Annotated in this window: 20 protein-coding genes; 5 read left to right on the top strand and 15 right to left on the bottom strand. The window is 42.6% G+C overall.

Features of this window, described 5'->3' with window-relative positions:
- The first annotated feature begins 115 nt into the window (after positions 1–115).
- Positions 116–1,234, top strand: coding sequence for a flavodoxin-dependent (E)-4-hydroxy-3-methylbut-2-enyl-diphosphate synthase (ispG, locus tag DIC78_RS18885; RefSeq protein WP_173400513.1), 1,119 nt, complete (start codon positions 116–118; stop codon positions 1,232–1,234).
- Positions 1,235–1,259: 25 nt separating this feature from the next.
- On the opposite strand, the gene DIC78_RS18880 is transcribed toward ispG, so the two are convergent.
- Entirely contained in the window at positions 1,260–1,649 is a 390-nt protein-coding gene (locus DIC78_RS18880; RefSeq protein WP_082687864.1) for a DUF308 domain-containing protein, read from the bottom strand.
- A 132-nt stretch (positions 1,650–1,781) separates the two neighbouring features.
- Between DIC78_RS18880 and DIC78_RS18875 the strand changes: the two genes are divergently transcribed.
- A complete protein-coding gene (locus DIC78_RS18875) occupies positions 1,782–2,363 on the top strand; it encodes a hypothetical protein (RefSeq protein WP_106022112.1) in 582 nt (193 codons plus the stop codon).
- Between the two features lie 42 nt (positions 2,364–2,405).
- Here DIC78_RS18875 and zur read toward each other — a convergent pair whose 3' ends face one another.
- Positions 2,406–2,843, bottom strand: coding sequence for a zinc uptake transcriptional repressor Zur (zur, locus tag DIC78_RS18870; RefSeq protein WP_010334964.1), 438 nt, complete (start codon positions 2,841–2,843; stop codon positions 2,406–2,408).
- Between the two features lie 141 nt (positions 2,844–2,984).
- The gene (locus tag DIC78_RS18865; RefSeq protein ID WP_010334965.1) at positions 2,985–3,866 is read right to left on the bottom strand and encodes a YitT family protein; all 882 of its coding nucleotides are present in this window, start codon (positions 3,864–3,866) and stop codon (positions 2,985–2,987) included.
- A gap of 116 nt (positions 3,867–3,982) precedes the next feature.
- Between DIC78_RS18865 and DIC78_RS18860 the strand changes: the two genes are divergently transcribed.
- Positions 3,983–4,237 (top strand): DUF2624 domain-containing protein, encoded by a 255-nt coding sequence (locus tag DIC78_RS18860; protein WP_059352365.1) that lies wholly within the window; start codon positions 3,983–3,985, stop codon positions 4,235–4,237.
- Between the two features lie 33 nt (positions 4,238–4,270).
- Here DIC78_RS18860 and DIC78_RS18855 read toward each other — a convergent pair whose 3' ends face one another.
- Together DIC78_RS18855 and cshB are read right to left on the bottom strand one after the other, a co-directional pair.
- Entirely contained in the window at positions 4,271–5,164 is an 894-nt protein-coding gene (locus tag DIC78_RS18855; protein WP_127696762.1) for a deoxyribonuclease IV, read from the bottom strand.
- 9 nt (positions 5,165–5,173) lie between these two features.
- Positions 5,174–6,490 carry a DEAD-box ATP-dependent RNA helicase CshB gene (gene cshB, locus DIC78_RS18850; RefSeq protein ID WP_024122078.1) on the bottom strand — a complete coding sequence of 439 codons (1,317 nt, stop codon included), beginning with the start codon at positions 6,488–6,490 and terminating at the stop codon, positions 5,174–5,176.
- A gap of 167 nt (positions 6,491–6,657) precedes the next feature.
- On the opposite strand from cshB, the gene vrrA reads away from it, so the two are divergent.
- Complete coding sequence (gene vrrA / locus DIC78_RS18845; protein WP_103672281.1) at positions 6,658–7,365, top strand: VrrA/YqfQ family protein; 708 nt, start codon at positions 6,658–6,660, stop codon at positions 7,363–7,365.
- A gap of 123 nt (positions 7,366–7,488) precedes the next feature.
- Positions 7,489–8,433, top strand: a complete 945-nt coding sequence (locus DIC78_RS18840; RefSeq protein WP_024122079.1) for a 4-hydroxy-3-methylbut-2-enyl diphosphate reductase — start codon at positions 7,489–7,491, stop codon at positions 8,431–8,433.
- 23 nt (positions 8,434–8,456) lie between these two features.
- On the opposite strand, the gene DIC78_RS18835 is transcribed toward DIC78_RS18840, so the two are convergent.
- The 10 genes from DIC78_RS18835 to glyQ form a co-directional block, all read right to left on the bottom strand.
- The gene (locus tag DIC78_RS18835) at positions 8,457–9,578 is read right to left on the bottom strand and encodes a Nif3-like dinuclear metal center hexameric protein (protein ID WP_127696761.1); all 1,122 of its coding nucleotides are present in this window, start codon (positions 9,576–9,578) and stop codon (positions 8,457–8,459) included.
- A complete protein-coding gene (trmK, locus tag DIC78_RS18830) occupies positions 9,571–10,239 on the bottom strand; it encodes a tRNA (adenine(22)-N(1))-methyltransferase TrmK (protein WP_240671150.1) in 669 nt (222 codons plus the stop codon). The genes DIC78_RS18835 and trmK overlap by 8 nt, the downstream gene beginning before the upstream one ends.
- A gap of 244 nt (positions 10,240–10,483) precedes the next feature.
- Entirely contained in the window at positions 10,484–10,846 is a 363-nt protein-coding gene (cccA, locus tag DIC78_RS18825) for a cytochrome c550 (protein WP_003237051.1), read from the bottom strand.
- 328 nt (positions 10,847–11,174) lie between these two features.
- Positions 11,175–12,290 (bottom strand): RNA polymerase sigma factor RpoD, encoded by a 1,116-nt coding sequence (gene rpoD, locus DIC78_RS18820; protein WP_003226225.1) that lies wholly within the window; start codon positions 12,288–12,290, stop codon positions 11,175–11,177.
- A 199-nt stretch (positions 12,291–12,489) separates the two neighbouring features.
- On the bottom strand, positions 12,490–14,301 hold the full coding sequence (gene dnaG, locus DIC78_RS18815) for a DNA primase (protein WP_127696760.1): 1,812 nt from the start codon (positions 14,299–14,301) through the stop codon (positions 12,490–12,492).
- Positions 14,302–14,334: 33 nt separating this feature from the next.
- A complete protein-coding gene (locus DIC78_RS18810) occupies positions 14,335–14,829 on the bottom strand; it encodes a YaiI/YqxD family protein (protein ID WP_024122083.1) in 495 nt (164 codons plus the stop codon).
- A gap of 253 nt (positions 14,830–15,082) precedes the next feature.
- Positions 15,083–15,895, bottom strand: a complete 813-nt coding sequence (locus DIC78_RS18805) for a pyruvate, water dikinase regulatory protein (protein WP_003237056.1) — start codon at positions 15,893–15,895, stop codon at positions 15,083–15,085.
- 25 nt (positions 15,896–15,920) lie between these two features.
- Positions 15,921–16,559 carry a transcriptional regulator CcpN gene (ccpN, locus tag DIC78_RS18800; RefSeq protein ID WP_024122084.1) on the bottom strand — a complete coding sequence of 213 codons (639 nt, stop codon included), beginning with the start codon at positions 16,557–16,559 and terminating at the stop codon, positions 15,921–15,923.
- Positions 16,560–16,692: 133 nt separating this feature from the next.
- Positions 16,693–18,732: a glycine--tRNA ligase subunit beta gene (gene glyS / locus DIC78_RS18795; RefSeq protein WP_127696759.1), complete on the bottom strand. Its 2,040-nt coding sequence runs from the start codon at positions 18,730–18,732 to the stop codon at positions 16,693–16,695.
- Positions 18,725–19,612: a glycine--tRNA ligase subunit alpha gene (gene glyQ, locus DIC78_RS18790; RefSeq protein WP_010334976.1), complete on the bottom strand. Its 888-nt coding sequence runs from the start codon at positions 19,610–19,612 to the stop codon at positions 18,725–18,727. The genes glyS and glyQ overlap by 8 nt, the downstream gene beginning before the upstream one ends.
- Between the last annotated feature and the right edge of the window lie 24 nt (positions 19,613–19,636).

Raw genomic sequence — 19,636 nt, 5'->3', positions numbered from 1 at the left:
TCGGCGAATACACTGTTACAATATAATTTGTAAAATACATTGACATACACCATACTAGGTTTATTCTATCTAGAAGCGGCAACTACAATTAAGGAGCGATTGACAAGTGAGTGAAATCACCCATCGTACAAAAACGCGTCCCGTTAAAGTGGGACCTTTAACAATAGGCGGTAACAATGAAGTCGTTATCCAAAGCATGACAACAACCAAAACACATGATGTAGAAGCAACGGTTGCGGAAATTAACCGGCTGGCTGAAGCCGGATGCCAAATCGTGCGGGTGGCTTGTCCGGATGAACGGGCGGCAAACGCCATTGCGGATATTAAGAAACGCATCTCCATTCCGCTCGTCGTTGACATTCATTTTGATTATAAGCTTGCGTTAAAAGCCATTGAAGGCGGCGCAGATAAAATACGAATCAACCCAGGCAACATCGGCCGCCGTGAAAAAGTCGAAGCGGTCGTTAAAGCGGCAAAAGAAAAAGGGATTCCAATCCGAATTGGTGTAAACGCAGGTTCATTGGAAAAACGGATTTTAGAAAAATACGGATATCCGACAGCAGACGGCATGGTAGAAAGCGCTCTTCATCACATTAAGATTCTTGAAGATCTAGATTTTCACGATATTATCGTCAGCATGAAGGCTTCTGACGTAAACCTTGCCATCGAGGCTTACGAAAAAGCGTCAAAAGCATTTGATTACCCGCTTCACCTCGGAATCACCGAGTCAGGAACGCTGTTTGCCGGTACAGTAAAAAGCGCAGCAGGACTTGGCGCGATTTTAAGCAAGGGCATCGGTAACACCCTGCGTATCTCATTAAGCGCAGACCCGGTTGAAGAGGTTAAAGTAGCGAGAGAGCTATTGAAATCCTTTGGTTTGGCCTCTAATGCTGCAACCCTCATCTCATGCCCGACTTGCGGCCGTATCGAGATTGATTTGATCAGTATCGCCAACGAAGTGGAAGAATATATTTCTAAAGTGAAAGCGCCGATTAAAGTCGCCGTTCTCGGATGTGCGGTAAACGGCCCGGGTGAAGCAAGAGAAGCTGATATCGGCATCGCTGGAGCACGCGGTGAAGGCCTTCTGTTCCGAAAAGGTAAAATTGTCCGTAAGGTTCCAGAAGAAACAATGGTTGAAGAACTGAAAAAAGAAATCGACATACTTGCTGAAGAGCACTACGCAAAACTTGAGGCTGAAAAAGCGAAATTAGATGAAGAAACACAAAAAGCTTGACGGAAACCCGTCAAGCTTTTTTGTATTAGAAAAATGGAATAATAAATATTCCAAGCACTAATGAAACAACACCAATCCCCATAGCCCATGCACCCAGGCTTTGGGCTCCTCTTCTTCTTGCGATATAGCCGACAATAATACCGGCAGCTCCCAACAAAACAGGAAGAACAAACAATGAAATAATGGACAAGGCTAAAGCGATATACCCTATCCCCCGTCCTTCATTGACATTTCCGCCGCTGCGGTCATTCTCTTGGTCACCGCTGCGGTCAGAAGCACGGAAAGGCTCTGCAATTTCAGCAGCCGTTTCCTCAAAAAAACCATCATTGTCGCGGGTAATATTTGTTCCTTCAGAACCATGATCTACATAGTAACTGTTGTTATCACGTTTTTCGTAATCGTTTGCCACCTTCAATTCCCCCTTCTGTTTTATTAAAGGAGCTTTTATAGTTTGATCCATTTTTGCTGATTCATGTTTGCTAAACTTTTCTGGTAATGTTAATTGTTTATGTTACACTTGAAAGGATGAAACTGAAGGAGTGTGGGCATGTTACGGTTAGGAATAGATATTGACGGCACAATCACGGCTCAGGATACATTCGTCCCTTATTTAAACCGCTCGTTTAATCTTTCCATTTCATTAAACGATATGACGGATTATGATTTAACAAAACTGTTACATATTACACAGGAAGAATTTTGGGATTGGATGAATCAAAATGAAGCAATCATATATAAAGAAGCACTTCTTGCGCAGCATGCAAAACAGTCCCTTGACCTCCTCAAAGAGGAGCACCGGCTGATTTATATTACGGCGAGAAGGACTCATTTAAGCGATGTTACGTTCGAATGGTTTGACAGACAAAACATCCATTATGACCACATAGAGCTCGTGGGCGGGCATCATAAAGTCGAAGCGGTCAAAAAACATGACATCGACTTGTTTTTTGAGGATCATCACGGAAACGCAAGGATGATTGCAAAAGAAGCCGGTATACCGGTGATTTTATTCAATTCGCCTTATAACCAGCTTCCGATCGATTCAAATATCATTAGAGTTAACAACTGGCTCGAAGCGGTTCAATGGATAAATGAAAATAAACATTATTTCATACGTGTGAAAAATTAAAAAAGGAGCCTGATCAGGCTCCTTTTTCTCTATCCTTAACTCTTACGCAGAAGGTTGATCTTGCTTTTCCTGTTCACAGCTTGGACATGTCCCGTAAATCTCAAATTTATGCCCGCTGATTTGATAGCCATCTAGGTCATCATAGAGCTTATCCATCGGACAAGACTCAATTTCCTTTGTTTTGCCGCAAGCCAGGCAAATAAAGTGATGGTGATGATGAGTAAATGAGCATTTAAATCGGAACAGCTTTTCACCGGAGAGCTCAGTCGTTTCCAAAATACCTAGCTCTTCATATAAAGAAAGGTTTCTGTAAATTGTATCAAAGCTTAAACCGGGATAATCATCATTTAGTGCAGACAGTACATTTTTAGCGGTCAGATACCTGTCCGAATCAGCAAAAAGCTGAAGCATATCTTCCCGTTTGCTTGTATATTTATATCCGTTTTCTTTCAGTAAGTTCAGCGCTTCTTGTACGTTCATGAAGGGCCCCCCTTTTCGCTTTGCTTAAGAACGAACGTATCTTATATATCAAAAAGAAAATGGCAGCTGTCTGACCAGCAAGCCATTTTCTTTACTACTGATAAAATTATACCCATAAAATGAATAAAAGTAAATGAAAGCCTAGTGGATTGCGGTTTTGAATTTACCGCCTCTTGTTTCATGAGTATTCATAATTGTAATAAATGCATTATCATCGACTTCAAACACAATGGATTTGAGCTTGGTCACTTCCAGCCTTGTGACAACTGCATAAATCACATCTTTTTCCTCGTCTGTATAGCCGCCTTTTCCCTTCAGCTTCGTTGTTCCGCGTCCGAGACGGTGTAATATAGCGTCAGAAATCTCATCATACTGGTCCGAGACAATAATCACAGCTTTTGTTTCATCCAGCCCTTGGATGACCGCATCAATGGTTTTCATGGCAATGTAGTAAGTCATGAAAGAATACATAGCTTGCTCAGGACCGAACACAAAACCGGCCCAAATAAAGATAAATACATTGATGAGCATCACAAACTCACCAACTGAAAACGGCAGTTTTTTCGTTAGAAGGATACCGAGAATTTCTGTGCCGTCCATTGAACCACCGTTTCGAATTACCAGCCCGACACCAAAGCCGAGCAAAAGACCTCCGAATACTGTAGCCAGAATAGGCTGTGTCGTAATGGCTTCTACGTGGTGAAGCGAGGATTCGATTAAGGCAAGGCCGACAATCCCGATAACAGTAGAAACGAGGAAGGTCTTACCGATATATTTATATCCGAATATCATAAAAGGAATGTTTAAGATGACAACGAATACAGCGAAATTCAGAAAGGGGTTTGACATAAAGAGGTGGTCTAAAATAAGTGATACACCGATAATGCCTCCATCAATAAAATCATTGGGGACTAAAAATAATTCAATACTTACCGCCGCAGACGCAGCTCCAATCAGAATCATGATGACCCTGAATATAAAATGGGTAAATGATTCTCTTTTGTGTTGTTTTGTTGGGGTCATAAAATCTCCTTTCCTGCAATAACTATTTTAAATAGACTATGACTCTATTTTACCATGAAATGCTGACACATTTTACTGATTTGCCCATACATTATGTCTGAGAGGTGGAATGTTCGATGATATTATTTCAAAGAATTATTTTGCAGAGGCTCAATCAAGCCACTGCTGAAGATTTATTGAAGTACTCTAAGCAATACGGAATCAGTCTGACAAAACCGCAGGCAGTTGAAGTAGCAAACCTGTTATACGGGAAAAATGTGAATATTTTTAATGAGCAGGAACGTACGCGGCTGCTGAAACAAGTAGAATCCATTACTTCAAAAGAAACAGCCCAAACCGTTCATGAACTTTTCAAACAGTTCACAAGCTGAAAAAAGGGGGGGAATTCAATCCCCCCCTTTTTTTTATTGCTGTAAAATCTTTTCGAGTAATTTGTTGTCAAATTGCTTTTCTTTCAGCATTTGAATTTCAAAACGGTACGGCGGTTTTTTGTTCTTTTTATCTTCACCGACATACGGCGTTTCAAGGATTTTCGGAATGTCTTTTAACTGCTCATGATGAACGACATATTGCAATGCGTCAAACCCGATTTCCCCGAAGCCAATATTTTCATGACGGTCTTTTCTCGCGCCTTTGATATTTTTGCTGTCATTGATATGGAGCACTTTGATTCTGTCAATACCGACAATTTTATCGAACTCATTCAGCACTCCGTCAAAATCTTCGACAATATTGTAGCCGGCATCATGTGTATGGCATGTGTCAAAGCATACAGACAAATGCTCATTGTGTGTAACGCCATCAATAATTTGCGCAAGCTCTTCAAAGCTTCTGCCGCATTCAGATCCTTTGCCTGCCATTGTTTCTAATGCAATCTGCACATTTTGATTCGGATCAATGACTTCATTTAAACCTTCAATAATTTTTTTAATGCCTTCTTCGGCTCCCGCGCCAACATGAGCACCCGGGTGAAGGACGATTTGCTTCGCGCCGATAGCAGCTGTCCGCTCAATTTCAGAACGGAGAAAATCAACACCAAGCTCAAAAGTAGCCGGATTGGTCGTATTGCCAATATTAATAATATAAGGTGCGTGTACGATAATCTCGTCGATCCCGTTTTCCTGCATGTGAGCGCGGCCGGCTTCTATATTTAAGTCTTCAATTTTTTTTCGGCGCGTATTTTGCGGCGCACCTGTATAAATCATAAACGTGTTCGCCCCGTAAGAGACTGCTTCCTGACTCGCAGCCAGAAGCATATGTTTTCCGCTCATAGAGACGTGTGAACCTATTCTCAACAACCGGTTCCCCTACTTTCTTTTTTTAGATTGATTTCTTCGCTGTTTTTTCTTAATTTTCTCCATCTCGTAGCTCATTTTCTTTTTATAACCCGGCTTAACCTTCTTCGGCTTTTTCACGAGACGATGGGCGATTTCATCTGCTTCGTTTGGCGTCTTTTTACGCTTTTGGCGGCGCTGGCGGTCATCGCCTTTTTTCCATTCGCCTTTTTCAATCTCCAGGTAATCAAACTCAATACCCATTTTCTCAAGCTTCACCAATGCATCCTCATCAGAAAGCTCATAAATTGTCATGGCCTGTCCTGAAGAACCCGCGCGCGCTGTTCTGCCCACACGGTGAACATAGAAATCAAGATCATCAGGCAGCTCATAGTTGATGACATGGCTGACACCTTTAATATCAATGCCTCTTGCGGCGAGGTCAGTTGCAATTACATAAGTGAATTCCAAATCATTAATCTGCTTCATGACTTTTTTCCGCTCACGAGGCGTTAAGCCGCCGTGCAGAAGTCCGATTTTCATACCTTTGCCCATCAAATATTTGGCAATATGGTCGGCAGTGTTTTTCGTATTGGCAAACACAATGCCTAAGTATGGGTTCAGATTAGACATGATATCGAAAAGGAGCTTGTCCTTATCACGGTGCTTTGAAGGAATAAGAATATGCTCAATTTTTGCAGCAGTGACCTGTTTCGGCTCTACGTGGGCATATTTCGGATTTTCCATATATTTTTTCAAAAACGGTTTCAGCTTTTCCGGAATAGTTGCAGAGAACACAAGCATCTGCAGATTCTCCGGCATGCGTGAACCAATGTAATCAACGTCTGCAAGGAACCCCATATCCAGCATTAAATCCGCTTCATCAATAACAAGAGACTCAGCTTTATGAACACTTAATGCCTGTTCTTTGATTAAATCCGCAATCCGTCCCGGCGTTCCGACGACTAGATGCGGCTGCGTTTTCAGTTTATCAATGGCTTTCTGCTTATCTGTTCCTCCGATAAAACATTTCGAACGGATCGAATCGCCTTCTGCACCCTGCGTGATTTTCAGCGCTTCCTGATAAATTTGGTTGGCAAGCTCGCGCGTCGGAGCCGTGATGACCACCTGAACGACATCCTTAGCAGGATCAATTTTATTTAACAAAGGAAGTAAGTAAGCGTGAGTCTTTCCGGTTCCCGTCTGAGACTGTCCGATGACGCTTTCTTTTTTTAATACAGCAGGAATCAGCCTTTTTTGAATATCAGTCGGTTCATAAAAACCAAGGCGATGTACTGCATCTATAATAAACGGTTTCAATTCATACACATCAAATTTAGTTTCTTTCATTTTTCCCAGCTCCTTAAAGCGGCACATTATGTGTCCATCATCACATTATACCCGATTTACCTTAAAAACACCACGTTTGGAAGGCGTTTGTTTATTCAGATAAGGAAAGCAAATACCGAAACCCATGCATATTGTAATAGCAGAGAGAGCTGAAAGGAGGTACAAGTATGTTTTCACAGCAGCAGCCAATGAGAAACTATCCGCAGCCCGGTCCGCCCCGCCCTATGCAAAACCAGCGCATGATGGGAAGAACAGCGCCTGAAATGCGAAGACCTTCATTTGGTCCGCCGCAGCAAGGTTTCCAGCAATCAGGGCAGCAATTTCTTCCTCAGCCAAACGCTGGAGCAAGAAATGGGGCGGGCACAGGCTTAAAAGGGATGCTGTCCAAATTTTTGCCCGGCGCAGGAGGCACAGGGGCCCCCGGAGCAGCCGCAGGCGGAGGAGCAGGTCTGCAAGGCATTCAAAATCTCGCCAATCCGGCATCGTTATCCAGTATGCTCAACAATGTGCAAAAAGTGCTCGGCATGGCGCAGCAAGTCACCCCAATGATCCAGCAGTACGGACCCTTAGTCCGCAATCTGCCGGCAATGATAAAGCTTTACAGTCAATTAAGCAAAAACGATGATACAGAGGGCACTGAAGAAGAAACGAAGACAGAATCGGAAGAAAGTGCAGAAACAGAAAAGAAAACTGCGTCCAACGACTCTGCCGAAAAGAAAAAATCAAAAGCAAGCAGTTCATCACCTGCAAAAAAAACAGAAGCACCGGACTTGAAGGAACAAGAATCAAAAACATCTGTCTCAAAGAAAAATGAAACGCCCTCTCCTTCCCCGAAAAAAACATCAGGCAGTTCAAAGCCGAGATTATATATTTAACATTCTTTGATATCTGGAGTGAGTTTGGCTATAATGGAGATCAGAAGAATGCAAGATTAGAGCCGTTTGATTACGGCTTTTTATATTGCCTTTACTCACTTCTGTATTGGAGGACAACCGAAAATGGACGTAATTAAAATTTCGCCGCGCGGCTATTGCTATGGTGTTGTTGACGCTATGGTAATCGCTAAAAACGCGGCACTGGATAAAAGCTTGCCAAGACCCATTTATATACTCGGGATGATTGTTCATAATAAACACGTCACTGATGCGTTTGAGGAAGATGGCATTTATACATTGGACGGCGCTAATCGACTGGACATCCTGAAGCAGGTTGACAAAGGAACTGTCATTTTCACAGCGCACGGCGTTTCTCCCGAGGTTAGACGAATCGCCGAAGAAAAAGGATTAGTCGCAATAGATGCTACATGTCCGGATGTAACGAAAACCCACAATTTAATCTTAGAAATGAAAGAAAAAGGATACCACGTAATCTATATCGGCAAAAAAGGCCATCCGGAGCCGGAAGGAGCGGTTGGCGTTGCGCCTGATATCGTTCACTTGGTTGAAACGCCGGAAGATGTCAAAAATCTCGATACCCAAGCTGAAAAATTGATCGTAACAAACCAAACGACAATGTCTCAATGGGATGTTCACGATATTATGGAGCTTGTGAAGGAAAAATATCCTCACGTTGAATATCACCAAGAGATTTGCCTGGCTACTCAGGTACGGCAGGAAGCTGTATCGGAACAGGCGAAAAAAGCGGACTTAACGATCGTTGTCGGCGACCCGAAAAGCAACAATTCAAACCGGCTCGCTCAAGTGTCAGAGGAAATAGCCGGAACAAAAGCGTACCGAATCGGCGATCTAAGCGAATTAAAATTGGAATGGCTTAAAGGCGTAAATACCGTTGCCGTTACTGCCGGAGCTTCAACACCGACACCGATCACCAAAGAAGTGATTCGCTTTTTAGAACAGTTCGATCATGAAGACCCATCAACTTGGACAATCGAACACAATGTTCCACTCAAAAAAATCCTTCCGAAAGTGAAAGCAAAAAACTGAGGCCCTCACAGCCTCAGTTTTTTTTATAGAAAAGTAAATGGATTTGTATCCGTTTCAGAAATAAAGATATTGACGTCTACTTTTTTATCCTTACACATTGACGTCAGTTTTTTTGTGACGCCTTCTTTCATGATTTTTTCAGCGTAATGGCCTGGATCAATGACATTCAGACCAAGCATCATCGCATCATGGGCAACATGGAAATATAGATCACCTGTAACGTAAACATCTGCGCCTTTTCGTTTTGCCTGGTGGATATACTTGTTCCCGTCTCCTCCGAGAACAGCTACTTTCTTCACCATGCTGTCAGCCTGTCCCACCATTCTGACGCCGTTCACTTGAAGCTTGTCTTTCACAAACAAAGCGAATTCCTGAAGCGTCATTTCATTTTTAAGTGTTCCGACACGGCCTAGCCCTTTTTCAGCTGGTGACTGTTCGACAGGATAAACATCATAAGCCACTTCTTCATATGGATGGCTTTTTATCATTGCGTTTATAACGGCTTTTTCTATGCTTTTAGGAAACACAGTCTCCAGTCTGACTTCATGAACGAGCTCAAGCTCTCCTACCTCTCCGATAAAAGGCTGTGCGCCGTCCAGTGGCTTAAAGCTGCCAATGCCCTCAGATGAAAACGCACAATGGCTGTAGTCACCGATATGGCCTGCTCCCGCATTTCCCAGCGCTCCTCTGACCTGCTCCTCATATTCTTTCGGCACGTATACGACCAGCTTTTTAAGAGGATCGGTATAAGTAGGGGCCAATACTTCAGTTTCACTCAGCTCCAAGGCCTCAGCAAGCAGATCATTTACGCCGCCATCAGCAACATCTAAGTTAGTATGAGCCGCATAGACAGCAATATCATGCTTTAAACACTTTTCAATCAGCCTTCCGCCGGGCTGATCAGTTGAAATATGCTTTAGCGGCCGGAAAATAGGAGGATGGTGCGCAATGATTAAATCAACATCTTTTTCAATCGCTTCATCGACAACGCTTTCCAATACATCCAGCGTAACCATCACATTTTTAACCGGTTTATTTAAACTGCCGATTTGCAGACCGATTTTATCGCCCTCAACTGCATAGGTTTTCGGAGAAAATTGTTCAAACAGCTGGATGACTTGCTGTCCGTTTACCGTTTTAGCCATGATCGATAACCTCCTTTAATAGCTTCATTCGATCGGTTAGTTCCTTCAATTTCTGTTTGTTATCTTCAGATGTTGCAGCACGGCTGATCTGTTCATATATGTTTTGAGTATGCTGAAGCTCTTGTGTCCATTTTTTCAAAAATACAGCATTCTTTTCTTTTGCCAAAAATGGGCCTACGAGCATTCCGGCCGGCAAAGAAATTCCTGCATAAGCTGCATCTCTGTCTCCGGATTCGGCGACAAGTACCTCATAGCACTTTCCGTCTTCCTCAAGAATCACTTCATCAATAAGTGCGTATCCTTCTTTATACAGCCACTCTCTAATATGAAAGGCATGAATATTCGGCTGTAAAATAAGCCGTTCTTTACCTGTCAGTTTTTCTTTGCCTGCTTCTAAAATATGAGCGATCAGTGACCCGCCCATCCCGGCAATTGTTATGGCGTCAGCCTCACCTTTCTGAAGCACTTCAAGGCCGTCTCCTTGTCTTACCGTTATGTGTGCGCTTAAGCCCGATTTTTCGACCTGCCGTTTGGCAGACAAGAATGGACCGTCTGTTATTTCTCCAGCAATAGCTTTGCTGGCTTTATGATTCAGCACCGCATAACAGGGAAGGTAAGCATGGTCAGAACCAATATCCGCTACTACTGCTCCATCCGGTATGTACTCCGCTACTGTTTGTAATCGTTTTGATAATTTTAATTCGTTCACTAGTCATCACAACTTTTCTCAATCATTTTTTCCTTTTCTATCATATAAAAAATCAGCCCGGAATCCAAGCTGAGCGAATGATTTTCAGTTTATTTCTTTGCAGGAACAACATCAAGTATGGGATGACGGACAAAAATAAAAGGCTGTCGAGAACATCTCGGCGGCCTGAGAACGTATAAAGAGAAAGATACATCCTTTATTTAATTTTAGACACCCATTCTGCCATGTCATCAAGCTTATCAGCCGGAACAAGACCGGAAGGCATTCCATTACCGCCTTTTTCAATCTTTGTTTTGATTTCAGCGACATCCTTCTTATCCCCTACACCTTTTAAACTCGGACCCGAAACCCCTTCATAATTTTCCCCGTGACACGCGATACAATTTGCCTTGTAAATGTCTTCCGGTGAAGCGTTCGCATCATCTTTTTCAGCAGACTTGCTTTCTCCCCCGCTCGCAATCTCACGAGAGTCATCAAGCCCCTTTACTGATAAAAAGAAAGTCAGACCAATTCCTAAAACAGCGATCAGTAAAAATGGAATAAGCGGATTCCATTTCATTTCCCTTCCCCCTTTATGATCCTTCCCCCTATGTAAACACTTCTAATTCTAACTTATTTTTACAAAAAGTAAATGGATTGGCATACAAAAGTTTTTTATTCACACTTTATACAAAATTGAATCAAAACATGCCTATTTCTCTAACATTCCTTTTATTCTATTGTATAATGTATTGTATACGCTTACAATAGAAAATATGGATTGGTATATTGAAATTTTTCATCACAATGTTCATTTGCAAATGACACCATTTTTCAGTAAAATAAAGGCATATTATCCATATATCTTTTTAAAAAAAGAAGAACGGATCTGCAAGACCCGTTCCATCTTATTCTAGAAAATCTTTCAAACGTTTACTTCTGCTAGGATGTCTTAGTTTCCGCAGCGCTTTCGCTTCGATTTGTCGAATACGCTCTCTCGTAACTCCAAATACCTTGCCGACCTCTTCCAATGTTCTTGTACGTCCGTCATCAAGACCGAATCGAAGCCGCAATACATTTTCTTCACGATCTGTTAACGTATCAAGCACGTCTTCAAGCTGCTCTTTCAATAGCTCGTATGCCGCGTGATCTGAAGGTGAAGTAGCCTCTTGATCTTCGATGAAATCACCAAGATGGGAATCATCCTCTTCACCGATCGGTGTTTCAAGAGACACTGGCTCTTGTGCTATTTTTAAGATTTCACGTACTTTTTCAGGTGTTAAATCCATGTCTTCCGCAATTTCTTCAGGTGTTGGCTCTCTGCCTAAGTCTTGCAATAGCTGACGCTGTACGCGGATTAATTTATTAATGGTTTCAACCATATGAACGGGGATCCGGATCGTTCTCGCCTGATCGGCAATGGCGCGTGTAATCGCCTGTCTGATCCACCACGTAGCATACGTACTGAATTTATAACCCTTACGGTAATCAAATTTCTCAACGGCTTTCATCAGACCCATGTTACCTTCTTGGATCAGGTCAAGGAACAGCATTCCGCGTCCGACGTACCGTTTGGCGATGCTGACAACAAGCCGCAGGTTCGCTTCAGCCAATCTGCGTTTGGATTCTTCATCACCTTCTTCAATTTTTTGCGCATAGGCGATTTCTTCCTTTGCAGAAAGAAGGTTAACCCGGCCGATTTCCTTTAAATACATACGAACTGGGTCATTGATTTTGACACCAGGCGGTACACTTAGGTCATTAAGGTCAAATTCTTCTTCGGCTTTGGCAAGCTGCTGAATATTAGGATCTTCTGTTTCTTCATTCTCACTAATTAATTCAACACCTTGTTCACCTAAAAATTCATAATACTCATCCATTTGGTCTGATTCAATCTCAAAGCTGGACATACGCTCAGCAATTTCTTCATATGTCAAAACGCCACGTTTTTTACCAGACTCGGTTAATTGTTCTTTCACTTGGTCGAATGTTAATTCAGTTTCGTGGGTTTGTTTATCAGCCATTATGGATCCCTCCTTCCAAAGCTTGCAACGAATTCTAAAAGCGGTATGATTCTTATTCGGTCCATTCAGGCGTTTTCTATGTGAACTGCCTTTAACAATGTGCGAATAATGAAATGACAATTCATGATGAGGTCAAGCGATCTATTTGCTCCTCCGCAAGGAATCATTGCCAATGAAAGCTCCTCATCAGTTGTCCCGGTTATTTTAAAGATCGGTTCAAAGTAACGATTTCTTGAGCCAGAGATGCCGCTCTCAAAAAATCTTTTTGCCTTTCGGCTTCGGCTCTTTCCGCCTCTTTTTCTTTTATCATTGACCATTTTCTGTGATTCAACACTTTTTTCACATAATCTGATAACTCGGCCTCGCTGAGTTCTTGATTAATCTGAAGCATTAAAATATCAGACAGTACCTGGCTTATATGATCATCCGTTACCCTGGCCATAATATGCTGAGGCGTCAGCTCGGCACCCTCTTCATAAAAAGCGTACAGATAGGCTGCCAAAGCGCGGTGTTCATCAATATTAAATTCAAACCCGACCCGGTCAATGACTTTTTTTATGACGCCCCTGTCACGAAGCATATGCGCCAGTAAAAGCCTTTCTGCATTTTCATACGCCGGGCGCAGCCGTTTTTGCCTTGCCTTAGTTGTCAAATGCGCTCTTCTTGTTTTCGTTTCACCGCTGCTGTCAGCAGGTTTGTTTTGCCTGCCGAATACAGTCAGCTGCTCAGTTAATGACTCCTGGGAAATCGAAAATTCGGAAGCAAGCTGTTTCACATAGACTTCCTGTTCAAGTGATCCTGACAGCGCGCTGATTTCTTTAAGCACTTCTTTAATGTAGGCTAATCGATCGCCTTCATCGGACAGGTTCTTTCCTTTCCGGAAATATTGCATTTTAAACGCCATTACCGTAACGCTTGCATCGACAATGTCGTTTTTGAATTTTTCTCCGCCGTACTGTTTAATGTAATCGTCAGGGTCCAATCCGTCAGGGATCATTGCGACTCTGACTTTACAATCTTTTTTCTGAAGAAGCTCTGCAGCTTTCAAGGTGGCTTCATATCCGGCTTTATCAGAGTCATAGCAAAGAATGATCTCCTCCACGTTTCTTCTCAGAATCTTTACATGATCATCTGTCAGAGACGTGCCCATCGTCGCTATACTCTCTTTTACGCCTGAGTTTACCGCTGATATGACATCGGCGAATCCCTCGAATAAGACAGCTCTTTCCTGCTTTCTGATATGAAGCCGGGCCTTGTGAAAATGATAAAGCAGCTTGCTTTTATGAAAAAGCGGCGTTTCCGGACTGTTCATATATTTTGGCTGCTGGCTGCCAAGCGCTCGGCCTGAGAAAGCCACCACAGCTCCATGATGGTCATGGATCGGAAACATGATCCGGTTTCTGAAACGGTCAAAATATCCGCTTCCGTCTTCGCGTCTGATTAGCAGACCCGCTTTTTCCATTTGCGTTTCACTGAAGCCCCGCTTGACGAGAAATTTTGTTATGAAATCCCAAGAATCAAGAGCATAGCCGATCTGAAATTCATCAATCAGCTCTTTTGTAAACCCTCTTGCAAGCAAATAATCCAGCGCTTCTTGACCTTCTTTTGTATTTATTAACAAATGATGGTAAAATTTCTTCAGAAGCTCATGAGCCTCCGCCATTTTTTGTTCTCCGGAGGATTCTGGCCGGACTGCGGTGTGAACCGTTATATCATCTGGAAAATCAATGTGGTATTTGTCCGCAAGGTGGGAAACCGACTCAGCAAACGAATAGCCCTCCATCTGCCTCAAAAAGGAGAAAACATTGCCGCCCGCTCCGCAGCCGAAGCAATGAAAAATCTGTTTGTCTGGCGATACGGAAAACGAAGGTGTGCTTTCTCCGTGAAAAGGACAGAGTCCAAAGTAGTTTCGGCCTTGCTTCTTTAATTGAACATAATCACCTATGACTTCAACGATATCTGCCGACTTTTGCACCTTGTCTACAATTTCATCTGGTATCCGATTTCCCATCTTATAACACTCCGTCGTACATTATTCGATGTTTTAGTGCAAAATCCCTTCATCGTTCGACAGGATTTTTTGCAGCAGTGTAACAAATCGTTCTCGATCTTCATGATTCAATTTTTTAGGCCCTTTGGCATATATGCCTTTTCTCCTTTGTTTGCCGGAAACATGACGGCCTTCAAGGGCAAAATCAATCGTATCTTCCTTGTAAAGACGCCCTCTCTCCGACATGACGGTGACATTCCTGTTCACAAGCAGGGATGCTAAACCAATATCCTGCGTCACCACGACATCTCCCGGTTTTACATGATTTGCGATATATAAATCAGCAGCTTCTTTATGAGGATCAACATACTTCCATTTTTCTTCCTGACTTCTGGAAAGCTGGTAATGTTCAAATGAAGCGACAAAAAGAACTTGAACTTCATAATCGGATGCTGTTTGTAAAATTTCGTCTTTTACGGGACAAGCATCAGCATCGACAAAAATCGTCTTTTCTTTTTCATTAAGAAGAGTAATTCTCCATCCCTCCATTAAACTCCTGCATAAAAGCAAGCAAAATCGCACACCCTGCAAAAATGCGGGTGTATATGAATTTGTCGAAAAATTTCCGGGAGAAATTCTTGACATCTTACCCATAATAGTTTATTCGTATCACACTAACCTTAAACCTAAAATTAATCATTTTATCACAATTTTTTATTATAATACAAACTTCACAAAGATGCTATTGTTTTTCATTATTCCCTTTTGGCAAAGTCAAAAACCCAGGATAGAGCGTCCTGAGTTACATGTTTTTCGTTTTGAGATGATGGATAATATTTGCTGTTTCTTCTACTGCTTTATTTGAAACATCTACAACCTGGCAGCCGATTCGATCCACGATCTTTTCGAAATATTCCAGTTCCTCTTTAATTCTGTTGATATTTGCATAGATGGCCTTGTCATTGAGGCCAAGCGATTTTAACCGTTCTTTTCTGATATGATTCAGTTTATCCGGACTAATCTTCAGGCCGATGCATTTTTTCGGGTCAACATTAAAGAGCTCTTCCGGCGGGTCAACCTCCGGAACAATCGGAACATTGGCAACCTTCAGCCGCTTGTGGGCAAGATATTGAGATAACGGTGTTTTAGAGGTTCTCGATACACCGATCAAAACGATATCAGCTTTTAAAATGCCTCGTGGGTCACGCCCATCATCGTATTTAACAGCAAATTCAATCGCTTCGACCTTTTTGAAATAATCTTCATCAAGCTGGCGGACCCGTCCCGGTTCATATTTCGCCGTTAAACCGTAGGCTGTTTCCATTTTATCAATTAACGGGCCGATAATATCATAATATAAAACATTTGCTTTTTCCGCTTCGGCAATCAAATATTCTCTTATTTCCGGCACCACAAGTGTAAAACAGATAATGCCTCCATCTGCTTTTGCAAGTGAAATCACTTCATTGATAGTGCCAATGTCTTCAACATAAGGAATTCTTCTTACATGTGTATCATCCGCTGAGCCGTTAAATTGGCTTAATGCAGCTTTGACTACCAATTCGGCCGTTTCACCGACGGAATCCGATACAACATAGATGATGCGGTTATTCATATTATCCCCCCGTTAGTCTGCGCTCTTATAGGATTTCATTTTCTGATAAACTGACAAGTATTTTGGTCATATTTGTTTTCGTCACTCTGCCGATCACTTCATATCCTTTATCGGTATCTTTGATGACAGGCAGCGCATCGATTTGTTTTTCAATTAAGTGCTTTGCAATGTCCATCACATAATCCTCGCGTCTGCACACTGTAATATTCGGCATTCTAGTCATAATAATGTGCACAGGGACAGAAGTAAGCTCCTGCTGGCCGATGCTGGCTCGTAGTAAATCCTTTCGTGAAAGCACTCCGACTAAAACAGCATCACGGTCCACTACAAACAGAGTACCTACATCTTCTAAAAACATGGTGCAAATCGCATCATATACAGAAACGTTCTCGTGAATAACAACGGGGATAGATTGAAAGTCTTTCACCTGAAGCTTTTTCAGTTTATCTGCCAAAAGCTGCGTGCCGGTTTTTCCAGTATAGAAATAACCGACTCTCGGGCGCGCCTCAAGGAAACCTGACATGGTGAGTATGGCTAAATCCGGACGCAGTGTTGCTCTTGTTAAATTCAGCTGTTCGGCAATATGCTCCCCTGTAATCGGTCCGTTTTCTTTTACAATCTGCAAAATATGTTCTTGCCGTTTATTTAGTTCGATCGTACTCACCACCTTTTCACTTCGTATCTATGTAAAGAAATAATAAACCATATTATAACGTAAATGCTTTGTAATCAAACAAAAAAACTTTCAAATGGGGAAAAGACGATTACCGATCACACAGCAACCGCCTTTTCTTTCTTTATTTTACAATAAGGGCATTCATATTAGCAAAGGACTTGATCTGATCCGCCAAGCTTACCATTTGCGCTAATCGGTTTGCCTTTAATGTCTCATTATCAGCAATAACCATCGTATGGTCGAAATAAGCATCAATCGGTTCCTTCAAGGCCGCAAGGGAAGTAAGTGCCGCCTCATAATCCTTTTTGCTGAAGCTTTCCTGCAGATTTTGTTTAGCAGTTTGATAAGCTTCGTACAGCTTCGCTTCGTATTCATTTTCGAATAAATCAGGCTGAATTTCCGCGCGAACTCCTTTTTTGCTGATAGAAATCACTCGGCCTAAAGCTTCTGCTGTTTCCTTAAAGCCTGGCGCACCCAGTTTTTGTTCCAGCACTTGTGCTTTGTGGAGCGCCGAATATGGCTCAAGCTCAGAGCTTTCCAGCACGGCATCTATTACATCATGTCTGATCTGCTCCGCATTTAAGACGTATTTTAGACGCTGAGTGAAGAAATCTAACAGTTCGGTTTCTTTTTCGGTTTGTACGAAAGTCAGCAGCTCTTCAAACGAAATGCCCCAGTTCCGGTCAAGCAGAATAGCGACAATCCCGCTCGCTTGGCGGCGCAAACCGTAAGGATCCTGTGAACCAGTCGGAATGACGCCAATAGAGAAGAAGGATGCGATTGTATCCAGCTTATCCGCCATGGCAACTACCGCCCCAGTGAAAGTGGAAGGCGTTTCTCCGCCTGCAGATCTAGGCATATAGTGTTCGTTGACAGCTGCGGCTACAGCATCATGTTCGCCAAGCATTCTCGCATACTTTTCACCCATAATTCCTTGAAGCTCAGGGAACTCATATATCATGTGTGTCACAAGGTCGAATTTAGAAATTTCAGCAGCACGTTTCACATGTTTTAATGTATCTTCATCAGCTTGAAGACGGACAGCAAGCTTCTCTGCGATCGCTGTTACTCTTCTTACCTTATCAGCAAGAGAGCCAAGCTCTTCATGGAACACAATGTTTTCAAGCTTCTTCACATTTTCATCAATGTTCAGTTTCTGGTCTTCCTTGTAGAAGAAAGAAGCATCTGACAAACGAGCACGCAGCACTTTTTCATTGCCTCGTGCGACATTTTCGATCGCGTGGCTGTTTCCGTTACGGACTGTGATAAAGTAAGGCAGCAAATCTCCGTTTTTGTCTTTAACAGGGAAATAGCGCTGATGCTCTTTCATTGTCGTTACAAGCACTTCCTCAGGAATGGACAGAAACTCAGATTCAAATGAGCCGTAAAGAGCCGTCGGATATTCTACTAAATGATTGACTTCATCAAGGAGATCCTCGTCAACCGGAATACTCCAATTGTTTTCTTCGGCCATTGCTTCCAGCTGCGATTGAATCATCTGTTTGCGAACATTTGGATCAGCAATAACATGCTGCTGTTTCAGCTGTTCTTCATAACTTGAAGGTGATTCAATAGACACTTCATGCCCCAGGAACCGGTGCCCCTGTGTCGTCCGGCCTGACTCAACATTTGTGATTGCAAACGGAATGACATCCTGGCCAAATAAAGCGACAATCCATTTAATCGGACGGATATAACGCAGATCTTCATTTCCCCATCTCATGTTTTTCGGGAAATGGAGGCTTGTAATTAAGCTGTTCAGTTCAGGCAGAAGCGTTTTGGTTTCTTGTCCTGCTTGGAATTTTTGCACAAAAACATATTCCGTGCCTTTTATTTCTTTCATGTACAAGTCTTCCACGCTGGCACCTTGGCCTTTTGAAAACCCAATCGCCGCTTTTGTCCAGTTGCCGTCAGCATCAAGGGCGATTTTTTTTGCAGGCCCTTTTGCTTCTTCTTTTATATCATCCTGCTTTTCTGCTACACCCTTTACTAAAACAGCAAGGCGTCTCGGTGTATTAAAAAGCTTCACTTCACCGTGTACAATATTTTTTTCTGCAAGCCAGCCTGTCAGCTTTTCGCCCAGCTGAACCATGCTTTCATTCAAAAAGCGCGCCGGCATTTCCTCTAATCCGATCTCTAAAAGTAAATCCTGTTTACTCATGAGAAGAACCCTCCCCTTTAAGCATTGGGAACCCTAGTTTTTCTCGTTCCTCATAATAGGTTTTTGCGACTTTTCTTGCTAAATTCCGCACTCTTCCGATATAGCCTGTCCGCTCTGTAACAGAGATTGCCCCTTTGGCGTCAAGAAGGTTGAATGTGTGCGAGCATTTAAGCACGTAGTCATATGCGGGATGCACAAGACCGTTATCCATTTGCTTGATCGCTTCTTTTTCATACGTGCTGAATAATTGGAACAGCATATCAACGTCAGATGTTTCAAATGTATAAACGGAATGCTCGTACTCAGCCATCATAAATAAATCTTTCACAGTAAACCCTGACGTCCACTCAAGATCAAATACATTTTCTTTATCCTGTATATAAGAGGCCAGACGCTCAATTCCATATGTAATTTCCACGGAAACAGGCTTACACTCAAGTCCCCCAACCTGCTGGAAATACGTGAATTGTGTAATTTCCATTCCGTCAAGCCAGACTTCCCAGCCAAGACCCGCACAGCCTAAAGACGGATTCTCCCAGTTGTCCTCAACAAAACGGATGTCATGCTCAAGCGGATCAATTCCGAGAGCGCGCAAAGAGTCTAAATACAGCTCTTGAATGTTATCAGGTGATGGTTTAATGATGACCTGAAATTGATGATGCTGATAGAGTCTGTTCGGGTTTTCTCCGTATCGGCCGTCAGCTGGGCGTCTTGACGGCTCAACGTAAGCCACTTTCCACGGCTCAGGACCGATACTGCGCAAAAATGTATACGGGCTCATCGTGCCGGCCCCTTTTTCTACATCGTATGCCTGCATGAGCACACAGCCTTCATTAGACCAATGCTTCTGCAGGGTTAGAATCATGTCTTGAATATTCATTTCAAGCACCTCCACTTTTCTTTC

It is taken from the genome of Bacillus halotolerans (assembly GCF_004006435.1).
Lineage (GTDB): Bacteria > Bacillota > Bacilli > Bacillales > Bacillaceae > Bacillus > Bacillus halotolerans.
Note: the sequence above shows the minus strand (reverse complement) of the source record. Positions and strands in the feature narration are given on the sequence as shown.